Annotated in this window: 4 protein-coding genes; all 4 read right to left on the bottom strand. The window is 57.1% G+C overall.

All coding sequences use genetic code 11. The features are described 5' to 3' along the window. Positions 1–19 precede the first annotated feature (19 nt). Positions 20–766: a MotA/TolQ/ExbB proton channel family protein gene (locus JHD59_RS21405; protein WP_103317152.1), complete on the bottom strand. Its 747-nt coding sequence runs from the start codon at positions 764–766 to the stop codon at positions 20–22. Between the two features lie 36 nt (positions 767–802). Beyond that, positions 803–1,459, bottom strand: a complete 657-nt coding sequence (locus tag JHD59_RS21400) for a hypothetical protein (protein WP_199155753.1) — start codon at positions 1,457–1,459, stop codon at positions 803–805. 187 nt (positions 1,460–1,646) lie between these two features. Further along, a complete protein-coding gene (locus JHD59_RS21395; protein ID WP_199155752.1) occupies positions 1,647–4,226 on the bottom strand; it encodes a TonB-dependent receptor in 2,580 nt (859 codons plus the stop codon). 547 nt (positions 4,227–4,773) lie between these two features. Next, the coding region (locus JHD59_RS21390) for an ATP-binding cassette domain-containing protein (protein WP_199155751.1) at positions 4,774–5,513 on the bottom strand (740 nt) is incomplete at its 5' end.

Here is a 5,513-nt window from a genome sequence, read left to right as displayed (position 1 = left end):
TGTAACGCGCCATGGCTGTTTACCGGGTCGGGTTGTTCAGCAGGCTGGCGTGCAGGCGGCCGGATACCACGCGGACGTTGTCCAGCACCAGCTTGTTGCGGCGCACCAGCCAGTTGTAGCCCAGCACCGCCGGCACCGCGACGGCCAGGCCGATGGCGGTCATGATCAGCGCCTCGCCTACCGGGCCGGCTACTTTGTCGATGGAGGCTTGGCCGGAGGTGCCGATTTTCACCAGCGCGTGGTAGATGCCCCATACGGTGCCGAACAGACCAACAAACGGCGCGGTGGAGCCGACGGTGGCGATCACCGACAGGCCGTTCTGCATGTGGTGGCTGGCGGAGTCGACCGCGTCGGAGATGGCCATCGCCACCCAGGTGTTCAGGTCGACACGATTGGCCAGCTCGCCTTTGTGTTCGCGCGCGGCTTCGATGCCGGCGACGGCGACGGCGCTGTACATGCCTTCGTCGGCCAGCTCGCTGGCGGCTTTTTGCAGATCCACGCCGTGGTGGCCCAGCAGTTCATGCCCCTGCTTGATCAGGCGGCGTTGTTCCAGCAGCTTGACGATGCCCACATACCAAGTGGAGGCGGACATGATCAGCAGAATGATCAGCGTACCCTTCGCCACGAAGTCGCCCTGCGACCACAGCGCGTCGATGCCGTACGGATTGGAGGTGTTGACGGTTTCGGCCGCCAGTGCCGGCAGCGCGCTCAGCGCGGCGGCAGCGCCCAGGACTTTGCCCAGAAATGCGCGAGTGATCTTGGTCATGGTATTTGCTCCTTTGTGTCTTGAGAGGCCCTGGTCTTAGGAGCCAGAGTCCATTTTGAAGCCGAATTCCTGTTTCAATTGGGAATTGGCCTGGCAGGTGTAACCCTGCAATGCGGTAGTAATGGCGGCTTTGAACGCGCTGCGATAACGCGGCGGAATGTCGCCGCTGAAATTGAAGCTGGCGTCGCCGCTGTATTTGCCGCTGGCGCCGACGCTGAACACCACGTTCACCACGCCCTGGATTTCGTCTTCCTGGGCCTTGGACGGGTATTCCGGCGATTCCAGATGGCTGCAGTTGGCCTTGGCGGACACCGGGCCTTTCGGCGCTTCCACTGCCGGCGCCGGCGTCGGCGCTGGTTGCGGCGTCGGATCGGCGGTCACCGACTGGATCGCGTTCTGCGATTGCACCATCGGCGGCGGATTGACCACTGGCGGCACATAGGCCTGCGGTTTCGGCGCTGTCGGCTGCTGCACCACTTTTTCGATCTTCGGCGGCGGCGGAGGCGGTGGCGGCGGCGGTTCGCTGATCACCGACACTTCCACCTTCTGCTGGATCACCTTCACCACGCCCTGGGCCAAGCCGGTCACCAGCGCGTAGATCAGCACGGCGTGGAATATGATCACCCCGGCCAGACCGGCGAATCGTCGGCGCGGCGGAGGTCCTCCTACCCCTTTGGCTGTGATACTAGTCATATGGGTTACCCACTCTTTAAAAACCGGCAAGCCGGACATTGCCGCCTTGTGGGCAGAAACGCCCGGACTCGCCGACGGATTACCATACCAGATGGATGCGAGGCACCGCATCCTTTGGCACCTACTACTTGGGCTTACTACCCATGACAGAATGCTATAGCTGCAAACTAAATACAATAGCCAAACGCTACAGTTTGTACGACGCCTTCAGGAAGTAGGCGCGGCCCACCGGGTCAGCCAACACCGGATCGTAGCCAAACTGGAAAGTCTTGGTCTGATTGCTGAATGGCGGTTCTTGGTCAAATAGGTTTTTCACGCCCGCGGTCAGTGTCAGCTTCTTGTTCCAGATATGGGTTCCGGACAAGTTCCAGTTGGAATACGGTTTGACGTTGTGATTCTCACCATTCGGATTCATGTCCGTATAACCTGATGAGTAATTCTGAACCAGTTGTGCGCTCCAATTGGCTCTTGCCCAACTGAAAGCTAAGCTATGCTTCCAGCGCAAGGTCGGGGATAGAATGTCTTGATACCAGCCGCCAAGCGGGCTGTAATAAGTACCGCCCTTCTCCAGTTGCTGAACATACTTGGATGTGTAGGTACCATCTAGGTTGATGCCGAAGTCACCGTAGACACTCTTCGGGAAGCGAAAGGCGAAGCTGAGATCCACGCCTGCCGCGCTCAAATTTCCCAAATTCTCGGTGGGCGTTTTGACGTAATCCAAAGACCCATCTGCATTCCGGACAAAGCGATCAGCATACTTCGCAGGATCGGCAAAGATCGCGCCGGGATCAAGCACCCCTATCGTGTTCTGTATCATGGTCCACCAGAAATCAGCGCTGGCCGTGATCGACTTGGTCGGCTCGATCACGATGCCGAAAGTCAGCGATGATGCTTTTTCAGGGCTCAAGCTACGGCTGCCTCCCTGCTGCACCATGAATTGCTGGTTACAATCTTGCGCCTTGTTGCCACCATTAGCCGGCGAGCCGTTAGGGCAGCGCACCGGATCATTGAACTTGTTAGCAGTGTAGGTTTGGGAATCCGGCATGAATACATCATACAAAGAAGGCGCACGGAATCCCTTGCTGGCAGAACCGCGGAACAGCACTTGCGAAACTGGTTGATATTTGAATGCAACCTTGGGATTGAAGGAATTGCCGAAATCGTTGTAATGGTCAAAACGTGATGCGACTTGCAATTCCAATCCCTTCACCACCGGAATTTCCGCCTCGGCATACAGGGCGGAAGCATTACGCTGACCACTCGTCGATTGCGAGTTGGCGATGCCAGAGCCGATGGCGTTGCGTGCCGTATCTTGGATCTGGCTATCCAGTTTTTCATGGCGAACTTCCGCGCCGAATGCCGCAGCTAGCATGCCGGCAGGCAACGAGAACAGCTCTTTACTAGCTTTGAAATCGGCTAGCGCTGTTGAGTACTTGGCAATCCATCCATCGCCATAAAGCCGGACGCTGTCCCAGGCACCTGGCGCCGAGGGGCCGAACGGATTGATGGTGCCATCCTTGAATGCCTGCCGAATCAGCGTTTCATTGGCGTAACCATCCTTGTAATTAATCGTGGTCTTGTTTTCCGAGTACACCGCACCACTGCGATAGTCCCAGCCGGCCAGCAAGCCCTCGGCATTGAACGCTAAACGCTGCGTATCAGAAGTGCTCTTAGTAGTACGCGGACCCAAGGGAACTGAGCGCGAGTTCAAGACTACAGGGCTGCCATCAGTGGGTGTGCCATCCGGCAAAGTGGTTGGGTAATACTTGTCACCGGGGAGCAGGGTCACGATCTTGGACAACGGCGTCGGCGAGATGCGCGTAGTGCTGACATTGCGCGCCCCCATGTATTGCAGCGAAAATTCATGATCGCCAATACGTTTTGTGCCCTTGGCCAGAGCAGTCAATTGCTCCACTTCCGGCGTCAAGTCCATAAACAGCGTAGACATCTCGCCACAAGCATTTGCATCAAGCGGCAACGCGTATGGCGGCTGGCAATTGGGTGAAGCAGGATTGTAGGCTTTACCCTTGTATATGAAGTTTGAAGGGAAAACCGAACCGCTCAGGTTATCTGCGCTAAGGTTCTTATATGCAAAGCTACGCTCCATTGTGGTGATGCGCTGCACCTTCTGATAAGCGAGCGAGCCATAGACATTCCAACCATCCTTGGATAAGTCGCCCACTCCACCCAGCAGATTGACACTACCGGTATTGCCGCCCTGCTGATCCGTAGACAGCCATTCGCCCCCCACGGTCAAACCGTTGTAGCTTTTCTTGGTGATGAAGTTAATCACGCCACCAATCGCATCAGAGCCATAAATCGCCGAAGCGCCATCGCGCAGCACTTCGATGCGTTCAACCGCTGACAGTGGAATGGCATTCAAGTCAGTGGCAATGCCGCTGATCGCCTGACTTGCCACTCTGCGGCCATCAAGCAGCACCAACGTGTATTGGGAACCAAGCGCGCGCAGACTGGCATAGGACGCACCACCGCTTACCGATTGCACCGATGAGGCACCGACTGTTGCCGATTGATTGCTGGACAGCGAGTTGACCACCTGTTCAACCGTGGTGAATCCCTGCTTGGTCATTTCCTCGGTGCGAAGGATGGTGACCGGCAGCGCTTTCTCCTGCTTGATGCTGCGCTTGATATTGGAGCCGGTGACTTCCACCCGGTCCAATTCGCCCGAATTATCGGCAAACGACAACGACGCATGCGCACCGATGCCAATGACAGCCAGCGCCATCGCCAGCTTGTTTTTCTTCATCACGGAACTCTCCTTCACTCTATTTCCCAAGCGCCGCCTGCTGGTTCGGTTGCCAGCATGACGGGCAGTGCGAAGCCGCGCTCAATGCGTGCGGGCTATGTTTCGAGTGTGTGAAGAGCCCGAATTTACTGTCAATAATTGAAATGCATCGTCACAATAAGTTACAAAAAAGCACAAATCATTAACTTAACAGGCCTTACTTTTTCCAGCCCGGACAAGATGCCATAGCCATGAAAATGCACGGCGCATGGGCAAATAGACTGGTTGTTGAGTCCTTAATTTTCGTCTATGTGACACATCCAGAGTGCGTCGCAACCATGACTGTTAGCGTCGCCATAGCGAAAGAAATGTTGTTTTTTTGCAAAAAAATATTTACACGGCGAACTTAAGCAAGTTAATGCTTACTGATTAAATCAATTTTACTCATGTATGCCATGATAAAATTGAAACAACTGTTTGACTGCTGGAGCCAATGCCGTTCCACAATCAGTAAAAACAAAACCGGCCCCGCAGGGCCGGTTGGTCTGGATCGGAGCAAGCTCTCGCGCTAGGCCGGCACCGCCGCCGCGCTCCAGCCTTGCGGGATCGCGCCCAGCAGCTTCTTGGTGTAGCTGTCCTGCGGCGCGCGGTAGATCACATCGGCGTCCGCCTGCTCCACCACCTGGCCTTTATTCATCACCAGCACCTGGTCGGAGATGTGCTTCACCACCGCCAGATCGTGCGAGATGAACAGATAGGACAGCTTGAACTCGTCCTGCAGGTCCTGCAGCAGGTTCAGCACCTGCGCCTGCACCGACACGTCCAGCGCCGACACCGATTCGTCGCAGATCAGCACTTCCGGCTTCAGCGTCAGGCAGCGCGCGATGGCGATGCGCTGGCGCTGGCCGCCGGAGAACTCGTGCGGATACTTGGCCAAGGCGCCGGCCGGCAGGCCCACCTTGTCCAGCAGGTCTTGCGCCAAGCGGCGGCGTTGCCCGGCGTCCTGGCCGATGCCGTGCAGCAGCATCGGTTCGGTCAGGATCTGCTCGACGGTGAAACGCGGGTTCAGCGACGCGTAAGGGTTCTGGAAGATGATCTGGATGCGCTTCTTGTAGGCGTGGAATTCCTTGGCGCTCATCCCGATCAGGTCTTTGCCATGAAACAGCGCCTTGCCGGCGGTAGCCTGGTGCAGCCGCACCAGGGTCAGGCCCACCGTGGTCTTGCCGGAGCCGGATTCGCCGACGATGCCCAAGGTCTTGCCGCGCGCCAGTTGGAACGAGACGTCCTTCACCGCGTGGAACTGGCGCT

The organism is Chromobacterium sp. ASV23, from assembly GCF_016428945.1.
Classification (GTDB): domain Bacteria; phylum Pseudomonadota; class Gammaproteobacteria; order Burkholderiales; family Chromobacteriaceae; genus Chromobacterium; species Chromobacterium sinusclupearum.
Note: the sequence above shows the minus strand (reverse complement) of the source record. Positions and strands in the feature narration are given on the sequence as shown.

Coding starts and splice junctions, on each gene's coding strand:
- JHD59_RS21400 (WP_199155753.1), bottom strand. CDS start 1,459: ATGACTAGTATCACAGCCAAAGGGGTAGGAGGACCTCCGCCGCGCCGA.
- JHD59_RS21395 (WP_199155752.1), bottom strand. CDS start 4,226: ATGAAGAAAAACAAGCTGGCGATGGCGCTGGCTGTCATTGGCATCGGT.
- JHD59_RS21405 (WP_103317152.1), bottom strand. CDS start 766: ATGACCAAGATCACTCGCGCATTTCTGGGCAAAGTCCTGGGCGCTGCC.